This window comes from Kitasatospora cheerisanensis KCTC 2395 (assembly GCF_000696185.1).
Classification (GTDB): domain Bacteria; phylum Actinomycetota; class Actinomycetes; order Streptomycetales; family Streptomycetaceae; genus Kitasatospora; species Kitasatospora cheerisanensis.
This window is the reverse complement of record NZ_KK853997.1, coordinates 6,207,515-6,225,622: the sequence shown is the minus strand read 5'-3', so window position 1 is coordinate 6,225,622 and position 18,108 is coordinate 6,207,515. Positions and strand designations below refer to the sequence as shown.

General features: G+C 75.7%; 13 protein-coding genes and 2 pseudogenes. 10 read left to right on the top strand and 5 right to left on the bottom strand.

Annotated elements, in window-relative coordinates; all coding sequences use genetic code 11:
* Positions 1-54 precede the first annotated feature (54 nt).
* From KCH_RS27990 to KCH_RS27975, 4 genes are all read right to left on the bottom strand, one after another.
* Complete coding sequence (locus KCH_RS27990) at positions 55-1,194, bottom strand: UDP-N-acetylglucosamine 2-epimerase (protein WP_051653522.1); 1,140 nt, start codon at positions 1,192-1,194, stop codon at positions 55-57.
* 262 nt (positions 1,195-1,456) lie between these two features.
* Positions 1,457-2,188 carry an SDR family NAD(P)-dependent oxidoreductase gene (locus tag KCH_RS27985; RefSeq protein WP_035867550.1) on the bottom strand — a complete coding sequence of 244 codons (732 nt, stop codon included), beginning with the start codon at positions 2,186-2,188 and terminating at the stop codon, positions 1,457-1,459.
* Positions 2,189-2,700: 512 nt separating this feature from the next.
* Positions 2,701-3,120, bottom strand: a complete 420-nt coding sequence (locus KCH_RS27980; protein WP_051653520.1) for a hypothetical protein — start codon at positions 3,118-3,120, stop codon at positions 2,701-2,703.
* A gap of 15 nt (positions 3,121-3,135) precedes the next feature.
* A complete protein-coding gene (locus tag KCH_RS27975) occupies positions 3,136-3,882 on the bottom strand; it encodes a hypothetical protein (RefSeq protein WP_035867548.1) in 747 nt (248 codons plus the stop codon).
* Between the two features lie 203 nt (positions 3,883-4,085).
* On the opposite strand from KCH_RS27975, the gene KCH_RS27970 reads away from it, so the two are divergent.
* From KCH_RS27970 to KCH_RS45060, 7 genes and pseudogenes are all read left to right on the top strand, one after another.
* Positions 4,086-4,802, top strand: a complete 717-nt coding sequence (locus KCH_RS27970; RefSeq protein ID WP_244305463.1) for a Crp/Fnr family transcriptional regulator — start codon at positions 4,086-4,088, stop codon at positions 4,800-4,802.
* Positions 4,803-6,082: 1,280 nt separating this feature from the next.
* On the top strand, positions 6,083-6,724 hold the full coding sequence (locus KCH_RS27960; RefSeq protein ID WP_157032210.1) for a hypothetical protein: 642 nt from the start codon (positions 6,083-6,085) through the stop codon (positions 6,722-6,724).
* A 253-nt stretch (positions 6,725-6,977) separates the two neighbouring features.
* The gene (locus tag KCH_RS27950; protein ID WP_035867537.1) at positions 6,978-8,504 is read left to right on the top strand and encodes a hypothetical protein; all 1,527 of its coding nucleotides are present in this window, start codon (positions 6,978-6,980) and stop codon (positions 8,502-8,504) included.
* A gap of 360 nt (positions 8,505-8,864) precedes the next feature.
* A complete protein-coding gene (gene thpR, locus KCH_RS27945) occupies positions 8,865-9,446 on the top strand; it encodes an RNA 2',3'-cyclic phosphodiesterase (RefSeq protein WP_035867535.1) in 582 nt (193 codons plus the stop codon).
* A 33-nt stretch (positions 9,447-9,479) separates the two neighbouring features.
* A complete protein-coding gene (locus tag KCH_RS27940) occupies positions 9,480-10,427 on the top strand; it encodes a carbohydrate kinase family protein (protein WP_035867533.1) in 948 nt (315 codons plus the stop codon).
* 40 nt (positions 10,428-10,467) lie between these two features.
* A pseudogene (locus KCH_RS45065) lies at positions 10,468-11,285 on the top strand (HAD-IIB family hydrolase).
* A gap of 119 nt (positions 11,286-11,404) precedes the next feature.
* Positions 11,405-12,535, top strand: coding sequence for an alpha,alpha-trehalose-phosphate synthase (UDP-forming) (locus tag KCH_RS45060; RefSeq protein WP_051653517.1), 1,131 nt, complete (start codon positions 11,405-11,407; stop codon positions 12,533-12,535).
* A gap of 204 nt (positions 12,536-12,739) precedes the next feature.
* Here KCH_RS45060 and KCH_RS45055 read toward each other — a convergent pair.
* Positions 12,740-13,030, bottom strand: a pseudogene (locus KCH_RS45055) (alcohol dehydrogenase catalytic domain-containing protein); the annotation flags it as partial.
* 299 nt (positions 13,031-13,329) lie between these two features.
* Here KCH_RS45055 and KCH_RS27930 point away from each other — a divergent pair.
* From KCH_RS27930 to KCH_RS27920, 3 genes are all read left to right on the top strand, one after another.
* Positions 13,330-14,259: an ABC transporter ATP-binding protein gene (locus KCH_RS27930; protein ID WP_035867530.1), complete on the top strand. Its 930-nt coding sequence runs from the start codon at positions 13,330-13,332 to the stop codon at positions 14,257-14,259.
* Positions 14,256-15,614, top strand: a complete 1,359-nt coding sequence (locus KCH_RS27925; RefSeq protein ID WP_035867527.1) for an ABC transporter permease — start codon at positions 14,256-14,258, stop codon at positions 15,612-15,614. The genes KCH_RS27930 and KCH_RS27925 overlap by 4 nt, the downstream gene beginning before the upstream one ends.
* Positions 15,615-15,619: 5 nt before the next feature.
* Positions 15,620-18,108, top strand: a 2,489-nt coding sequence (locus KCH_RS27920) for an alkaline phosphatase family protein (protein ID WP_035874127.1), incomplete at its 3' end; no start/stop codon positions are given.

The following is an 18,108-nucleotide window of genomic DNA, read 5'->3' as shown; positions in this document are numbered from 1 at the left end:
CGGCCCTCCGTCCTGAGGGGGTGCCAGCGGTGCGCCAGTCGCTCCGCCGGGGTGTCAGCGGTACGCGAGGCGCTCCGCGCGGGGGTGGACGCCGCGCTGCGGCAGCGCGGGCAGGATGTCGTCGAGGGCGGCGGCGATCCGGTCGCTGACCCGGGAGTCCCAGCGCGCGGGCCGGCGGGCGGGCCGGGTGGCGGCCAGCTCGACGATCCGGCGGGTCGGCAACTCCAGCCAGGTGTCGGCGAAGTGGGTGCTGCCGCAGTCCCGGGTGACCTCCCGGGCGCTGCCGGGCACGGTCGCCAGGCAACTGACCCGGGCGGCGGCGGCCTCCTCCTGGACGCCGTCGGAGTCGGTCACCACGAACGCGCAGTGGCGCAGCAGCGCGCCGAACGCCCGGTACGGCTGCGGCGGCAGCACCCGCTCGGCGAGGCCCGGGTCGAGCAGGCCGCGGTCGACCAGGTGCGCCGCGGCCCGCGGGTGCAGCGGCAGGACGGGCGGCAGGCCCGCCGCGGCCAGGTCGCGCAGCACGTCCAGCACCGGTTTGGGGTGGCTGAGCGCGGCCGGCTTGTGCAGCGTCGCCAGCACGTACCGGCCCGCGGTGAGGCCGAGCCGGTCGAGCACGGCGGCGTCCGCGGCGGGGTCGTCGTGGGCGAGGTGGCACTCGGCCATCGGGTTGCCGACCCAGTGCACCTGCGCGTCGGGCACGCCCTCCGCGCGCAGCGCGGCCACGGCCTCCGCGGTGGTCGCCAGGTGGTGGTCGGCGCAGGCGGTGACGATGCGGCGGTTCGCCTCCTCGGGGGTGCGGTCGGGCGAGCGCAGCCCCGCCTCCAGGTGGATCACCGGGGTGCCCCGGCGGGCCGCGACCAGTGCGGCGGCGACCGTGGTGTTGACGTCGCCGACCACCACCACCGCTCCCGCCGGGTGCCGGTCGAGGTCCTGCTCGACGAGCGTGCAGAGCCGGCCGAGCTGCTCGGCGTCGGTGGCGGCCTCGCCGCAGCGCAGCCACCGGTCCACCCGCAGCTCCAGTTCCTCGCAGAGCCCCGCTCCCAGGCGGGGGTCGTAGTGCTGGCCGGTGTGCACGTACGACCAGGCCGGGCCCGGCGTGCGCAGCTTGCCGACCGCCCGCTGCAGCGTCCAGACCTTGGGCGTGTTGGGGCGGGCGCCCAGGTACACGGTGACTGTCGCTCCGGTGTCCATGCGTCTCACGACCTTCCCGCGCCGGTGTCGCACAGCGATCTGCCGCGCCACCCAGGAGCGTAGGTCGGCCCCGCTCCGGCCGGGCTCCGGTGATTGCGCCGACCGGCCCGGGGCCGTTGTGACGACCCGGCGCGGCGTCGCCGCGGCCGGTGCGGGCCGTCCGGCCCCGTGCGGCACCTGCCCCGCGGCCCTGCCCCGGGCGGCCCGGCCGCAAGCGCGCGGAACGGGGCCGCTCACTCGTCCGGGGGACTTCGGGCCGCGCCTACTTGCCGGACAGGCCGTAGCCCCCGTCGACCACCAGGGTCTGGCCGGTGATGTGCGCCGCGGCGTCCGAAGCCAGGAACGCCACGGCGGACGCGATCTCCCGGGGCTCGGCCGGCCGGCCCAGCAGGTTGCTGCGGGCCTGCCGCCACGCGCCCTCGTCCCAGGTCGCCACCATGTCGGTGCGGGTGAACCCCGGGGCGACCGCGTTGACCCGCACGGTCGGCGCGTAGCGCTTGGCCAGCGAGACGGTCAGGTTGCCCAGCGCCGCCTTGGCCATCGAGTAGAGGGCCGTCCGGTCGCTGGCCGTCGCGTCCACGCCGCGGATCGAGGACACCAGCACCACCGCGCCGCCGCCCTGCGCGGCCATCTTCGGCAGCAGGTGCTGGAGCACCCACACCGCACCGCCCACGTTCACGCCGAACGCGCCCGCGAGGTCCTGCCCGGACGCGTCCTCGAACGGCACCACCCGGTTCACGCCCGCGCTGTACACCACCACCCGGGGCAGGCCGTGCGCGGCCGCGGCGTCCGCCACACCCCGGCGCGCCGCCGCCTCGTCCGCCAGGTCGAACGCGACGGTCGGCGCCGCGAGTTCGCGCCCCAGCGCCGCGAGTTCCTCGCCCGGCGCCCGGCCGTGCAGCACCACCCGGTGCCCCTGCGCGCCCAGCGCCCGCGCCGTCGCCGCCCCGATCCCCCGGGACGACCCGAGCACCAGCGCCGTGCACCCTGTCATCGCTGCTCCTCCTCCGACCAGCTGACGGAGCGTCAGCCCATGGCCCGATGGTGCCGCACGGTGCGCCGCGAGTGTGGGACCCGGCGGGGCGTCGCGCTGCTCGCCGCTGTCGATGACGAGCACCGGGACCTGCACGGCCCGCGCCCGGTACTCGACGTCACCGCCCTGGTGCCCGACGGCCGAGCCGGGAGCGACGGGAAGCTGTGCGAGGGCGGCCGCCACCTCGCTCCGGGCGAGGCACTCGGCGCCCTCCTCCTTCCGCCACTGTTCGGACCGGGCCGAGCCGGGCCGTCGAAGAACAGCTCGACCAGGGCGTCGTCCCGCCGCCGCGGCCGGCCCGCCGCGTCGAGGTCCTCGATCCAGGTGCTCCGAAGCGCCCGCTCGGCCTCGGCGGGCGGGGAGCCGATGCCTTGGGGTCGGCCGGTGGCGAGGACCGGGGCGCGTCGTGCGGTGCCGTGCACGGCAGGTGCTCCGGAGGGTCGCTCGGACGGGGCGTCAGCAGCCCTGTCGGCTCAGGGCTGTTCGTCGGCGGCCCGGACCACGCGCTGGTCGCCGTGCTGGACGGCGTAGACGGCGCCGCGGTCGTGGGCGGTGTTGTGCTGGCTGTAGGAGAGGCGCTGCTGTTCGCCCCGGTGGGCGGCGACCAGGCGGGCGAGGTCCGGGGCGGTGTCCGGGTCCTGGTGCAGCAGGGCCGCCAACTCCAGGGCCCAGAAGGCGAACAGGGCCTGCCGGGCGTCCTCGGGGCGGTCCGCGCCGCGGACCAGTTCGGCGTTGCGGTCGAGCTGCTCCGCGACGGCGCGCCGCCGGTCCGGGCCGAGCCGGCGGAAGACCGCGAGCGTGCCGTCCTTGACGGATCGCCACAGGTCGGTGGCCATCGCGCCGACCAGCACCGCGGCGCCGGACTCCGCGAGGGTGACGAGTTCTTGGTCCATGGAGCGGCTTCTCCTTCAGGGTCGGGTGGTGGTGATGTGCTGGACGCCGTTCTGGACGGCGTAGACGACGCCGTGTCCGGTCGCCCGGTTCGTCATCCGCGACGGCCCGGCGGGCGGCGCGACGGCGGGCGCGGCGGCAGTGGCGGTGGCGGTGGCCGGGTCGGTGCCAGGGGCGTCCTGTGCGGCCGGTGCGGCCGTCCGGATCCACGCCGAGGAGGTGAACTCCTTGTTGCGGACCGCCACGCGGCGGTAGTCCTCGGGTTCGATCCCGGGGTGGCCGGGCTGCACCGTCTCCTCGTGGAAGTGCTCCGAGAGGGCCAGCACCGCGACGCTCTCCGGCGCCTCGGCCAGCGCGGAGCGGACCGCGGGCGCGTCGAGCAGCCGGGCCAGCACCTCCAGCGGGCGGCCGGCGGTCTCCCCGTCCGGGCCGAGCCGGACGTCGCCGGCATGCAGGGCCGTCCGGACCCGGATCGAGGTGAGCGGCCCGGCCAGCCGGTTGTGCGCGCGCAGCCGGGCCGCGAGTTCGTCGAACAGCGGGTGGACCAGTGCCGTCTTCCGCACCCCGGGCGGGGCGGTGACCCGCAGCCCGTCGCCCAGGTCGTCGACCCGGCAGGCCTCCCAGTCGATCCGGCTCCGCTCGACGGCCTCGCGCAACATCGCGCGCAGCGCCTCACGGATCGCCAGCAGCGCCGGGTCGCCGCGCCCGGCGGAGCGCTCGATGTCCACCGCGAGCACCGCCCGGTACCCCAACTCCCATTCCATCCGGACCTCCTGATGATCTGTCGCCGCTTGCCCGTCCCCGCGGACCACGCCGCCCCCGTTCCCATCGTGCCGGACCGACCGGCCCGACACCCCGTCGGAATACGGGATTTCGGGCCGGGCCCGGACACCGCCGGACGCATACTGGTCCCACCGGCGCGGCCCACGGGGCGGTCGCGCCCGGAGCAGCACGGGGCAGGAGAGTGGTGGCAGCCAGCGACCGTGACCGCCGGGGCGGCGGCGGGGGCGCCCGGACGTGGCCCGCGGCGAGTCTGCTCGGCGGGCTGCCGCCGGCCGAGCGGGACCGGCTGCTGGCGCTCGGCACCGAAGTCCGCTACCCGGCAGACCGGGTGCTGCTGCGGGAGTCGGACCGGACGGACTTCCTGCTGGTGCTGCTGGCGGGCGTGGTCAAGGCGACCGGCCGCACCCACGACCACCGGGACGCCCTGCTGGCCGTCCGGATGGGCGGCGACCTGGTCGGCGAGTTCGCCGCGCTGGACGGCCGGCCGCGGTCGGCGACGGTCACCACCTGCGGGCAGGTCACCGCCCGGGTGGTGGGCCGCGCGGAGTTCCTCGACTGCCTGCGGCGCGAGCCGCGGATCGCGCAGGCCGTCAACGAATCCATCGTGACCAAGCTGCGGGTCGCCAACGACCGCCGGATCGACTTCGCCGGCTGCGACACGGCGACCAGGCTGGCCCGGGTGATCCACCAGATCGCCGTCACCTACGGGGAACGCGCCGGCGCGGGCGCGGTGATCCACTGGCCGATCACCCAGCCGGAGCTGGCGACGCTGTCCGGCGCGGCCGAGCCCACCGTGCACAAGGCGCTGCGCCGACTGCGCGAGGCCGGGGCAGTCACCACCGGGTACCGCACCGTCCGGGTCGAGAACATGGCACTCCTCGAAGGGCTTGCCTTCCCCTGAACCCGGCACCGCCCACCCGGCCCGCCGGCGGCACTCGGGAAGATGCAGTGAACAGCCATGGCGGAAAACGCCGTTCGCGACCACCACCCGGGTCGAGAACACGACACACCCCGAACAGCCCGCCTTCCCCGAACCCCGCACCGCCCACCCGGCCCAGCGGCGGCACTCGGGAAGGTGCGGCGATCAGCCATGGCCGAAACCGCCGTTAGCGGTCACGCACCGCCCGAATGGAGAACACGACACACCCCGAACAGCCCGCCTTCCCCGAACCCCGCACCGCCCACCCGGCCCGGCGGCGGCACTCGGGGAGGTGCAGTGAACAGCCCTGGCGGAAACCGTCGTTCGACGGGGTCTCGTCGCCCCGGCCGCACTAGCCTGACCAATACCGGGACGCCGCAAGCAGTTCCGTAACCTGCCGCGCGCCCGCAGCCCGGCGGGCCCCGCACCTTTCGTACCGGCCGGCCGCCCTCGCGGCCCGCCCACGAGGAAACGGTCGCGATCCACGGCCGGGAGAGACTGCGCGATGGAAGAACCGGGCGAGTCCGACACCAGGAGCACGACGGACGCCGCCGGCGGAGCAGGCCGGCCGGGCCCGCCGTCGGCCACGACCGCCGCCTCGACCTCGAAGGCGACGCCCTCCGACCGGTGGTGGTCGGCGACCACAGCCTGGTGGTGGACGCCCGGCACGGCTCCTCGGTGACCCTCCTGGTGCCCGGCAGCCGGCCGCACCCGGTCCGCCGCGAACAGGTCGCGCTGCTCCCCCGCCGCGGGCCCGCCCCGCTCGGCCGCGCCGCCGAACTCGCCGAGCTGGAACGGGCGATCGGCGCCGGCGGACTGGTGCAGCTGTACGGCCCGCCCGGGACCGGCACCAGTACCCTGCTCCGCCACGCCGCGCACCGGCCGACCGCCGCGCCCGACGGAAGGGTCTACCTCGACGCCCTGGGCCGCGAGGTCGCCGACCTGGCGCAGGAGATCTTCGAGGCCTGCTACGACGCCGTCGGCTACGCCCCGTCCGAGCCCGAACTGCGGCGCCTGCTGGCCGGGGTGCGGGTCACCGTGTACCTCGACAACGCCGACCTGACCCGCGGTCAGGCCCTCGCGCTCGCCGCGCTCGCTCCGGAGGCGACCTTCGTGCTGGCCTCCCACCGGGCGTCGCTGCTCCCCGAGGACGGCGCGCTGGTCGAACTCGCCGGACTGGACCGGACCTCCGGCCTGGACCTGCTCGCCCGCGAATTGCACCGCCCGCTCGCCCAGGACGAACCGGCCGCGGCGACCGCGCTGTGGCAGGCCGCCCAGGGCCGCCCGCTGCACCTGGTCCGCGCCGCCGCCCTCGCCCGGCTGCGCTCCCCGCCGACGGCGCCCTGCCCCGGGCCGGCGAGGTCGCCGAGATCGTCCCGCTGCTGCTCCACGGACTCGACGCCCCGGCCGCCGGGGTGCTGCGCCTGCTCGCCACCCTGGACGGCGCGGAACTCGCCCCGGACCGGATCGGCGCGATCGTCGAAGTGCCCGACGCCGCGGCCGTGTGCGAGCGGCTCACCGAGGTCGGCCTGCTCCGCTCCGAGCAGCACGGCTACCGCTGCCCGCCGGACGTCGCCGTCGCCGCCCTCGGCCGGACCTCCCCGTTCCCGTTCGAGCGGCTCTGCGCGCAGCTCACCGCGTGGGTCGCCCGGCCGGACACCGACCCGGCCGAAGTCGCACGTCACAGCCGGGCGTTGGACCGCGCCGCCGCACTCGCCGAGACGGCCGGCCGGGCCGAGCTCGCGGTGGACCTGGCCGGGCCGCCGCCCCGGCACTCGCCCGCGCGCTGCGCCCCGACGCCTGGGGCCGGATCCTCGGCCGCGGCTGGGAGGCCGCCCGGCAAGCCGGCGACCGGCCGGCCCAGACCTTCTTCGTCCACGAGGAGGGCGTCCGCAGCCTGCTGACGGGCCGTCGGGTGATCGCCGCCGTGCTGCTCGGCGAGGCCGTCCTGCTGTGGAAGGCGATCGGCGACCTGCACGGCGCGACGGCCGCGCTCAACGCCCAGCACGCCGCACCCGGGCCGCTCCTCCCCGCCCAGGCCCCGCCCCGGGCCTGCCCGGCGCGGCACCGGCCCACGGCGCCGCCACGCCCGGGGCCGCCACGCCCGGGGCCGCGACGCACGGAGCCGCCACGCCCGGCGCCGCGCACGTCGACCCGGTGACCTCCCACATGGCCAACCTGTCGCCCGCACCGGCGCAGCCCGCCGCGGCCGCACCGCACGCCGCCGCACCGCACGCCGCCGCACCGCACGCCGCCGCACCGCACGCCGCCGCACCGGCGGCGCAGCACGCGACAACGGCACAGGCCGGCCACGCGACCACCGGCCACGCCACCGCCCAGGCTGGCCACGCCGCGGCCGGGCACGCCGCCGCCGGGACGTCCGCCGCGGGCGCCGCGGGCGCGGGAGTCGGGGCGACCGCCACCGCCGGCCTGCTGGGCGGCAAGGCGCTGCTGATCACGCTGGCCGTGCTGCTCGCCGGGGCGGGCGCGGTCACCTGGTCGGTCTCGTCCGGCGGCGGAGGCGGCGGAGGCAAGGACGGCAGCAACGGCACGGCGGTCGGCGGCGGGAAGGCGCTGCGGGAGCCGTTCGACCAGGCGGTGCAGGCGCTGGCCGCCGCGCCGGGCGTCCGGTACCAGGGCGACTGGAACGTCGAGGAGTACCTCAACGACGTCACGGTCACCCCGCACGGCGAGAAGTACGGCACCAGCCACCTCACCGGCCGCACCATGGAGTCCGACACCAACTCCCAGGACCTGCTGAGCATCGGCGGCAAGGACTACTCGCGCTGGCACGCCTCGGACCTCGACCTTCGCCTGTGGACGTACGACGGCCTCGGCGACCGGACCGCCGACGGCGGCAGCCGCCTGACGCAGGAGATGTCGCTGTACGAGACGCCGGCCGACCTGGCCAAGCGCTTCTCGGCGGCCCTCGCCGACCGGCCGCGGCTGCCGTCCGCGAAGGCCCCGGAGACCACCGACGTCAACGGCGTCCCGGCGCTGCGGGCCGACACCACCTCCGGCTACCTGTACGTCTCCCGGGACGCGCCGTACCGCTTCCTGCGCTGGGAGCCGCCGAGCGCGATGAACTTCCACCTCCCCAAGGACGGGCAGCTGTCGCGCGCCATGGAGGCCAACTCCCCGCTGTGGGAGACCTCTTCGGTCGACCTGTCGACGGTCGCGCCGGCCGAGGTCGGCGCGATGTACGACGGCCTGGAGAAGTACGCCAAGGACCTCAGGACGGCGCGCTACGGCTCGCTGGACTTCGACAAGAGCGGCGACAGCGGGGTGAACTGCGACGCCGCCGGTTGCCACGTCAGGGAGACCGTCACCGCGAAGATCCTCCAGGGCGACACGGTGGTCCGGAAGCTCTCGCAGGTCAACGTCCAGCTGACGGTCGGCAAGCTCAGCATCGACGGCCGCCCGGCGGGCAGTTGCTCCAGCGGGCCGCAGCCGCTGCCGGTCACCGGCAGCGGCATCACCGGCACCCTCACCTGTGACGACCCGTCGAGCGCCGCCGTGTACCAGCAGGTGGCCGCGGAGAGCCAGAGCCGGGCGAACGCCGTCGGCAGCAACACCTACTGGGACCGCGCCGAGGACATCACCATCGTCGCCCTGGTGCTCACCGCCTCCGAGGTCGACCAGCTCCTCGCCACCGTCCGCCAGGAACGCTCCGCAGCCCACTGACCACCCGTCAGCCCGTCACCCGTCAGCCCGCCGCCCGTCAGCCCGCCGCCCGTCAGCCCCCGTCGAGGAGAACCCCATGGCCACCGAATCCGGCGACCGCCACACCGTCCGCATCGGCGGCGACGCCCACGGGCCCGTCGTCGTCGGCCGCGGCAACCACGTCGAGACCACCGCCCCTGCCCCCGCCACCGCCCGGCCGACCCGGAGGCCGCGGCCGGGCGCACCCAGCACAACACCGCGTCCGGGCACGCCGCCCTGTACACCGTCATGGAGGGCGACCTGCACATCCACCGGGAAGCGGACCCCGACCGGCCCTGACCTGCGTCGCTGTCGAGGGCGCCGGGGTGCTAGAAATCCCTCGTGGACGATCACCCCGAGCCCTCGACCGTGCGCGTCTTCGTGGCGCTGGCCCCGCCCGACGACGCCAAGGACGAGCTGGCCCGCGCCCTGCGACCCGCCTACGCGGGCTACCCGCGGCTGCGCTGGAACCGGATCGAGGACTGGCACATCACCCTGGCCTTCCTCGGTGAACTGCCCGTCACCACCGTCCCGTTGCTCCGGTCCACGCTGGCCGGGGCGGCCGCCTCCCATCCCGCCCTGCGGCTCGCCCTGCACGGCGGCGGCCACTTCGACGGGCGCCTGCTGTGGAGCGGCATCGCCGGGGACCTCGAAGGACTGCACCGGCTGGCCGACGACGTCCGGGAGTTGATCCGTTCGCACGGCATCGGGTTCCGGGACCGCCCGCTGCACCCGCACCTGACCCTGGCCCGCGCCCGCCGCGACGACCCGGACGGCGTCCCGGAGTGCGCCGCCGCGCTCGCCGGCTTCACCGGCCGCAGCTGGCGCACCGAGCGCCTCCACCTGGTCGGCAGCAACATCGGCCGCGGCCCGGGCCCGATCCACTACCGCGACATCGAGTCCTGGCCGCTCGCCGACTCCTGACCACGGGCGCCCGGGCCGCCGTATGCTCCCCGGATGGAGACGAGCGGCACCGAGTACGGGTGCGAAGTCCTGGTCGCGGGGCCCTACTTCGCGGACCTGGTGTTCCACGGGCTGCCCCGCCCGGCCGAGCCGGGCGGCGAGGTGTTCGCCCGCGGCTTCGCCCTGGTGCCGGGCGGCGCGTACACCCCCGCGATGGCACTGCGCCGGCTCGGGCGACAGGTCCTGTGGAGCGTCGACCTCGGGGCGGACCTGTTCAGCGCCGAGGTGCTGGCGGCCGCCCGGGCGGAGGACCTGGACGAGCGGGCGTTCCGCCACCACCCGTTCCCGGTGCGGAGCGTGACCGTCGCCCTGTCCGGACCGGACGAGGACCGCGCCATGGTCAGCTACCAGGACGAGGCGCCGGCCCGGCCGCTCGCCCCGCTGCTGCGCCGCCACCGCCCGCGCGTCCTGATGCTCCCTCAACTGCGTTGGGACGAGCAGACCTTGGCGGACGTCCGGCTGGCCCGCCGGCTCGGCACGCTGGTGCTGATGGACGGCCACGACGTCCCGGCCTCGGTCGCGGACCCGGCGGTGCGTCGACTCCTCGCCGAATTGGACGTCTTCACGCCGAACGCCGCCGAGGCGCTGCGGCTGACGGGCGCCGCCGACCTGGACCGGGCGGTCGCCGAACTCGCCGCGTTGGTACCGACCTTGGTGGTGACGCGCGGCGCGCGGGGCGCCCTCGCGGTCCGAGGCGGCGAGCGGTACGACGTCCCGGCCGTGCCGGTGCCGGTCGTGGACACCACGGCGGCGGGCGACTGCTTCAACGCGGGCCTGGTCCACGGCCTGCTGGCCGGCCGCGACCTGCCCGGCTGCCTGGCCCTCGCCGCCGCCTGCGGCTCCGCCGCGGTCACCGGCCCCGGCTCCAGCGCGGCCCCGCGCGCCGCGGAGCTCGCCGGCTGGCTGGAACAACTCCCTTGCGCACGGCCGGACTCGGGGTGAACTCTTCACCACGCCGAGGGAGCGTGTTAGCGTCCGTCGGATGTCGAGGGTTCTGGTCACGGATCTGGACGGCACCTTGCTCGGCGGCGACTCCGGCGGCCGGCTCCGGCTGCGGGAGGCACTGGACCGGCACCCCGAGGTGACGGTGGTCTTCGCCACCGGCCGCGGACCGGCCTCGGTCCGGGAGGTGCTGCGCGACCCCCTCGTCCCCGCCCGCGCTGGATCGTCGCCGACGTCGGCGCCACCCTGCTCGACGGCTCCGACTTCTCCGCCGTGGAGCCGCTGCAGGGCCAACTGCGCGCCGGCTGGCCCGGATCGGAGCGGGTGCGGGCCGCACTCGACCGCTTCCCGGCCCTGGAGTACCAGCGCGGCGTGCCACAGGACGGCCGCTGCTCGTACTACCTGGAGCCGGCCGGTCTCACCGGCGAACTCACCGCGGCCGTGGCCGGGGCGGGCCTGGCCTGGGTGTACTCGGGGGACCGCTACTTCGACGTCCTGCCGGCCGGCGCCTCCAAAGGCGCGGCGGTGCGGGCACTGGCCGAGAAGCTCAACTGGCCGATGGACACGGTGCTGGTGGCCGGCGACTCGCTCAACGACCTGTCGCTGTTCCGGCTCGGCGCCCACGGCGTGATCGTCGGCGGCGCCGAACCCGCACTCGGCGCGGCGGTCGGGGACGACCCGCTGGTGCACCGGCCGGACCGGCCGGGCGCGGCGGGCATCCTGGCGGCGCTCCGCTCCCTGGGCTGGGTGGGCCGCGGCGGCCGCACCCCGCGGCGGCGGCACGCCCTCGTGGTGGCCTACCACCGCCCGCCCCGGCCCGGCCGCCGGCCAGCCCGAACGGCATCCTGCCGACCCTGACCAGCGCCTTCCACGACGGCCTGCCGGGCCTCTGGGTCGCCGCCCGCCCCGGCGACGACCGGCCTGGCGACGACCGGCCGGGCGACGACCGCTCCGCCGCCGGGGCGCACCGGCACGACGTGCCGCTCGGCGCCGCCGAGTGGAGCGGCTACTTCCACCGGGCCTGCAAGGAGACCCTGTGGCCGGTCCTGATGTCCGAGCCGGACCGCGCGGCCTTCGACCCGGCCGCCTGGGCCGCCTACCGTTCCGTGAACGCGCGCTTCGCCGAGCACCTCGCCGAACGGGCCGCGCCCGGCGGAACGGTCTGGCTGCACGACTACAACCTGTGGCTCGTCCCCGGGCTGCTCCGCGCCGGCCGTCCCGACCTGCGCATCGGACTGTTCCACCACACGCCGTTCCCCGCCCCGGAGGTCTTCGCCACCCTGCCGGTCGCCGCCGAGCTGCGCGCCTCGCTGGCCCGCCTCGACTGGGCGGGCTTCCACACCGCCGCCTTCGCCGACCGCTTCCGGCGGGCGCTGGCCGGCCTGCCCGCCCGGCCGCGCGTCGGCGTCCACCCGCTCGGCATCGACCGGCCGGCGGTCGAGGCCCTGGCCCGCACCCGAACTCCCGCGCCCCGCCCGGCAGTCGGGCAGCTGGTGCTATCCGTCGAACGCCTCGACTGGGCCAAGGCGCCGGTCCAGAAGGTCGACGCCCTGGACCGGCTGCTCACCACCCGCCCCGAGCTGCGCGGGCAGCTCGTCTTCCGGCTGGTCTGCCCGCCGCCCGAGCCGGGCATCACCGCCCACGACGCCACCCGCGCCCTGCTCGAACGGCGCATCGCCGAGGTGAACGCCCGTTGGAGCGCCGGCAGTTGGCAGCCCGTCGAGTACCGGCCGGTCAGCCTCGCCCTCCCCGAGGTGGTGGAGCAGTACCTGGCGGCCGACGTGTTCTGGGTGACCTCGCTCCAGGACGGGATGAACCTGACCGCCAAGGAGTTCGTCGCCGCCCGCGCCGCCGGCACCCGCCCGCCCGGCGTCCTCGTCCTCTCCCGCCACACCGGCGCCGCCGAGCAGTTCGGCCCTGCGGCCCTGCTCACCGACCCGCACTCCCCCGCCGACCTCACCGCCCGCCTCGCCGAGGCCCTCGCCACCACGCCCGCCGAACGCCGCGCCCGGCTGGACCGCCTCTCCACCCTCCTCGGCCACGACCGCCCGGTCGACTGGGCCACCCGCATCGTGGAGGCCATCCGCCGCGCCCCGCACGGCAGTTGAGCGGTCCACCGGCCGTACGCCGAGCGGCCCGCTCCGCACGGGCCGCCGGTCAGCCGGGAACGGCTCCGCCGTAGAGCGTGGCGAGCGCCGTGCGGCGCAGGACGGCGGTCCCCCGCGGGCGGCCCGCTCTCCCCCGTCGTCGCGCTGCGCACCCTGGCCTGGCGCGTCAGCGGGAGGGCGGCCCGGGCTGTCGGCGACCGGGGTGCCACAACTGCCGCCGAACCAGCCGACCGTGACCCGGTCGCCGACCTGCCACCCGAAGGCCTCCGCGCCCTCGCCGGTTTCCGCGATCCGGCCGGCGATCTCGTACCCGGGGACGACCGGGAACGAGACGCCGGGGAGCGCGCCGCCGACGAACATCGCGTCGCTGTGGCACACCCCGCACGCCTCGACGGCGATCCTCACCTGCCCCGGCCCCGGCGCGGGCACCGGCCGCTCGACGAGCTCCAGCGGGCTGTCCGGGGCAGTGGCCTGCGCGAGGCGGTGGCTGCCCAATGCTCGGCGCTCCTGGGGAAGGTGACGGTCCGACGGCGGCCCGCGGGCCGCTCGCCCGCCAGTATGCGTCCGCCCGGCCCGGCGGCCGGGGCGGCGTGCCGTGTCCGGGCGCAGCTTGCACCGTTCGGGGCCGCCGGGGGCGGGTCGGCGGATCTCCGACCCCATCGAGTGCTTTCGGTGACGGGCCGTCAACTTCGCATCCGATCATTGCCTTCCGTTCCACGAACGTTCAGGGCACGGTCCCTGACCGCGTCGTGTCAACTGCCTAGGGTCTCCCTCGGTTTCGGCGGAAGGTACTCATGGACACACTCCTCGCGGTCCGGGCCAGCGGGATCACCAAGTGCTTCGGTGACGTCGTCGCACTCGACGGCGTCGACCTGGAGGTGGCGCAGGGCGGGATCCACGGCCTGGTGGGACCGAACGGCGCGGGCAAGACGACCCTGCTCGGGCTGCTGCTGGGTCTGGCCGTCGCCGACCGCGGCAGCCTGGAGATCCTGCGCACCCCGGTCGGCCGGGCGCTCGCCGCCCCGGACGGGGTGGCCGGCTTCGTGGACGGCCCCGGCCTGTACCCGTCGCTGACGGCCCGGCAGAACCTGGCCGCGCTGGCCGCGCTCCGCGGCCCGGGCGCCGGCACCGCCGGGATCGACGAGGTGCTCGACCAGGTCGGGCTGACCGACGTCGCCGACGACCGGGCGAACGGCTTCTCTCTCGGCATGCGCCAGCGCCTCGGCCTGGCCGCCGCGCTGCTCACCCGGCCCCGGCTGCTCGTCCTCGACGAGCCGTCCAACGGGCTGGACCCGGCCGGCAAGCGGCACGTGCACGGCGTGCTGAACCGCCTCGCGGCCGAGGGCACCGCCGTCGTCCTGTCCAGCCACCGGATGGACGACCTGGAGGCGCTCTGCTCCGAGGTCACCATCCTCGCCACCGGGCGGGTCGTCTTCTCCGGCCCGCTGGGCAAGCTGGCCGCCGAGAACCGCGAACTCGACTACCGGATCGTCACCTCCGACCCGGCCGCGGCCCGCCGGGTCGCCGCCGGCACCCCCGGGGTGCGGATCGCCGACGACGGCGCCGAACGGCTGGTGGTCCGCGCGCCGGTGCCCGCGCTGGACGAGCTGGTGGTGCGCCTGGTCGGGGCGGGCGTCGCGGTGCGCGAGCTCGCGCCCGTGGTGTCGCCGCTCGAAGCCGCCTTCCTCGCGCTCACCGACCAGCCGCAGGAGGACGTCCGATGACCACCGCGACCGCCGTCGCCGCCGCCCCGGCCGCCCGCCCGGTGTCGGTGCGCCGGGTCTACCGCTTCGAGCTGGTCAAGCTGGTCTCGCAGTGGCGGATCCGGCTGCTGCTGCTCGCCTGCTGGCTGGGCCCGGCGCTGTTCGTGGCCGCGGTGGGCCGGCAGAGCACGCTGCCCACCGACACCCTGTTCGGCCGCTGGATGCACGCCACCGGGTGGGCCGGTCCGCTGGTGACGCTCGGCTTCGCGGGCAGCTGGGCGCTGCCGCTGCTGACCTCGGTGGTCGCCGGCGACGTGTTCGCCGCCGAGGACCGGCTCGGCACCTGGCGGCACCTGCTGGTCGCGGCCCGCTCGCCCCGGCGGATCTTCGCCGCGAAGGCGCTGGCCGGACTGACCGTCCTGCTGCTGCTGGTGGCGGGGCTGGCGGTGTCCGGCGCGGTCGGCGGGCTGCTGGCGGTCGGCAACCACCCGCTGGTGGGCCTGGACGGCCGGCTGCTCGCCCCGGGCGACGCCGCGCTGCGGGTGCTGCTGGCCTGGCTGTGCGCGCTCGCGCCGACCCTGGCGCTGGCCGGGATCGGCCTGCTCGGGTCGGTCGCGCTGGGCCGCAACCCGATGGGGCTGCTGCTGCCCGCGCTGGTCGCGCTGGTCATGCAGCTGGCGCAGATGATGCCGCTGCCGGTCGGCGTCCGGCTCGCCCTGCCCGGCTACGCGTTCCTCTCCTGGAACGGCCTGTTCACCGGCCCGGCGCAGCTCGGCCCGCTGCTGATCGGCGTCGCGGTCGCGCTGGCGTGGGCGGCGGCCACCACGCTGCTGGCCCGACTGCTGTTCCTGCGGCGCGACTTCACCAACCCGGCGCACGACGGCTCGGGCCGCCGCGCGGTCGCCCTCGGGGTGCTGCCGCTCGCCGCGCTGCTCGCCGTCACGGTCGGGGTGCTCGCCCCGGCGGCCGGGGGCGCGGGCTCCGGCATCGGGCAGGACAAGGTGCAGCGCTCGGTCGCCACGGCCTTCGCCCACCTGTACCGGCTCCAGACCGCCGAGCTGAACCGTCCGGACGTCACCGAGGAGCAGCTGCGGGCCACCGCCGCCTGCGACAAGGGCAGCAGCAGCGTCGAGCCGGAGGGTCCGGGCAACGACTGGCGCTGCGTCGTGACCTGGCACCTGCCCGGCGTCGACGCCACCGGGACGGCCGTGTACCAGCTCGACGTCGCCCCCGACGGGCGGTTCGTCGCCGACGGCGACGGGCCGAAGGAGGTCAACGGCTACTTCCTGGTGCGCACCCCCACCGGCGACGCGCCGAACCCGCTCTGGCAGTTCGACGGCAACGTCGGGCTGCTTCCGGACCCATCGAAGGGATGAGCAGCATGCAGGTCACACGTCGTCGTGTCGGTGACGGGCAGGGTGTCGCCGGACTTCCCGGCGCGGGCACGGCACGCCGCCGGAGCCGACGCCGGACCCTGGTCACCGCCGCCGCCACCGCGGTCGTCCTGGCGGCCGGCGCGGGCGTCGGCTTCGCGCAGACCGACCCGTTCGGCACCAACCTGGTCGGCCAGGTCTACGACCGGGGCGAACTGGTCTCCAGCAACCAGTACATCGCCCCGTACGGCGAGCGGCTGGTGATCGACAAGGGCAAGATCATGTCCTCCGTGGTCAGCCCGGACGGCACCCACCTGGCGGCCTCGATCACCGACGGCGGCGCGGCGCTGGCGATCGTGGACGTGAAGAACTGGAAGGTGCAGCAGGTCGTCGGCACCGCCGCCGCCTCCGTCCCGAAGATCGGCAGCAACAGCGTGGGCCAGGAAGGCCCGACGTACTCCCCCGACGGCCGGCAGCTGTGGCTCGGCCAGCCCGACGGCTGGACCCGGTTCGACGTGAACCCGGACGGCAGCGTCGCCAACCCGAAGACCGTCAAGATCGCCAAGATCGGCTCGCAGCAGGCGCTGGTGGCCGGCCTGGTCTTCTCCGCCGACGGCGCGACCGCCTACGCGGCGGTCAACGGCCAGAACCGCGTGGTGGCGATCGACACCGCCGCCGGGACGGTCCGGCAGAGCTGGGCGGTCGGCAACGCCCCGCGCGGCCTGGCCCAGGCCGGCGGCAAGCTGTACGTCAGCAACGAGGGCGGCCGCCCGGCGAAGCCCGGCGAGAGCACCATCAACTCGTACGGCACCCAGGTGCCGGCCGACCCGGAGACCGGCGCCACCACCACCGGCACGGTCAGCGTGATCGACCCGGCGAACCCGGCCGCCGCGCCCGCCACCATCGACGTCGGCCTGCACCCGACCGCCGTGTACGCCAAGAACGGCGCGGTGTTCGTCACCAACACCGCCACCAACAGCGTCTCGGTGATCGACACCGCCAAGGACCGGGTCGTCCAGACCATCGCCACCCAGCCGTGGTCCGAGGCGTCGATCGGCTACGAGCCCAACGCGGTGACCCTCACCGACGACGGCCGCCTGCTGGTCACCCTCGGCCGGGCCAACGCGATCGCCGTCTACCGGTACGCGGGCCCGCAGGAGCCGGCGAGCTACGTCGGCCTGCTGCCCACCGACTACTTCCCGGCGGAGATCTCCTCCTCCGGCGACCAGGTCCTGGTCTCCAACACCCGCGGCATCGACGCGCTCCGCCCGACCTCCGCGGCCGGCCACGCCACCCACGACACCACCTCCAGCGTGGTGCGCTTCACCCTGCCCGGCGACAAGGTGATCCGGCAGCAGACCGGCAAGGTGTTCGCGCAGAACAACTGGACCAACAACGCCGCCAAGGCCGCCACCGGCAAGAAGAACAAGGCCGTGCCCGTCCCGAACAGGATCGGCGACCCGTCGACGATCAAGCACGTCTTCCTGATCGTCAAGGAGAACCGCACCTACGACCAGGTCTTCGGCGACCTGCCGCAGGGCAACGGCAACCCGGCGCTGGCCCAGTTCGGCGAGAACGTGACGCCCAACCAGCACGCGCTGGCCCGGCAGTTCGGCCTGTACGACAACACGTACGACATCGGCACCAACTCCGCCGAGGGCCACAACTGGCTGATGCAGGCCGACAATCCGGAGTACACCGAGTCCTCGGCCGGCGAGTACGTCCGCAGCTACGACACCGAGGACGACGCGCTCGGCCACCAGGCCAGCGGCACCCTGTGGAGCGGCGCCCAGGCGTCCGGGCAGACCGTGCGGGACTTCGGCGAGTTCCACCAGTTCCTCACCAAGCCGGCCGGCGCGACCTGGCAGAACCTGTACTGCGACACCAAGACCATGCAGGCCACCGGCAGCGGCTCCGCGTACCAACTGGTCTCCTCCTCGCCGATCCCCTCGCTGAACAGCGTGTCGGTGCCGGCCTTCCCGAAGTTCGACACCAGCGTGCCGGACGTCTACCGGGCGCAGATCTGGAAGCAGGACTTCGAGCGGAACGGCCCCGCCAACCTCAACATGCTGTGGCTGTCCAGCGACCACACCGGCGGCCCCGCCAACGCGGCCGCCCAGGTCGCCGACAACGACCTGGCGGTCGGGCAGATCGTCGACGAGATCAGCCACAGCCCGTACTGGCAGGACTCCGCGATCTTCGTGGTCGAGGACGACTCGCAGGCCGGCCTGGACCACGTGGACGGCCACCGCGCCCCGATCCAGATCATCAGCCCGTACGCGCAGCGCGGCGCCGTCGACAGCCGGTACTACTCGCAGATCAACATGATCCGCACCATCGAGCAGATCCTCGGGATCAAGCCGATGAACCAGAAGGACACCGCGGCCACCCCGATGGCCTCGGCGTTCACCGCCACCCCCGACTTCACGCCGTTCACCGCCCTGCCGAACCGCACCTCGCTGACCAACGGCCTGGCCACCGCCCCGTCCTGCGGCCT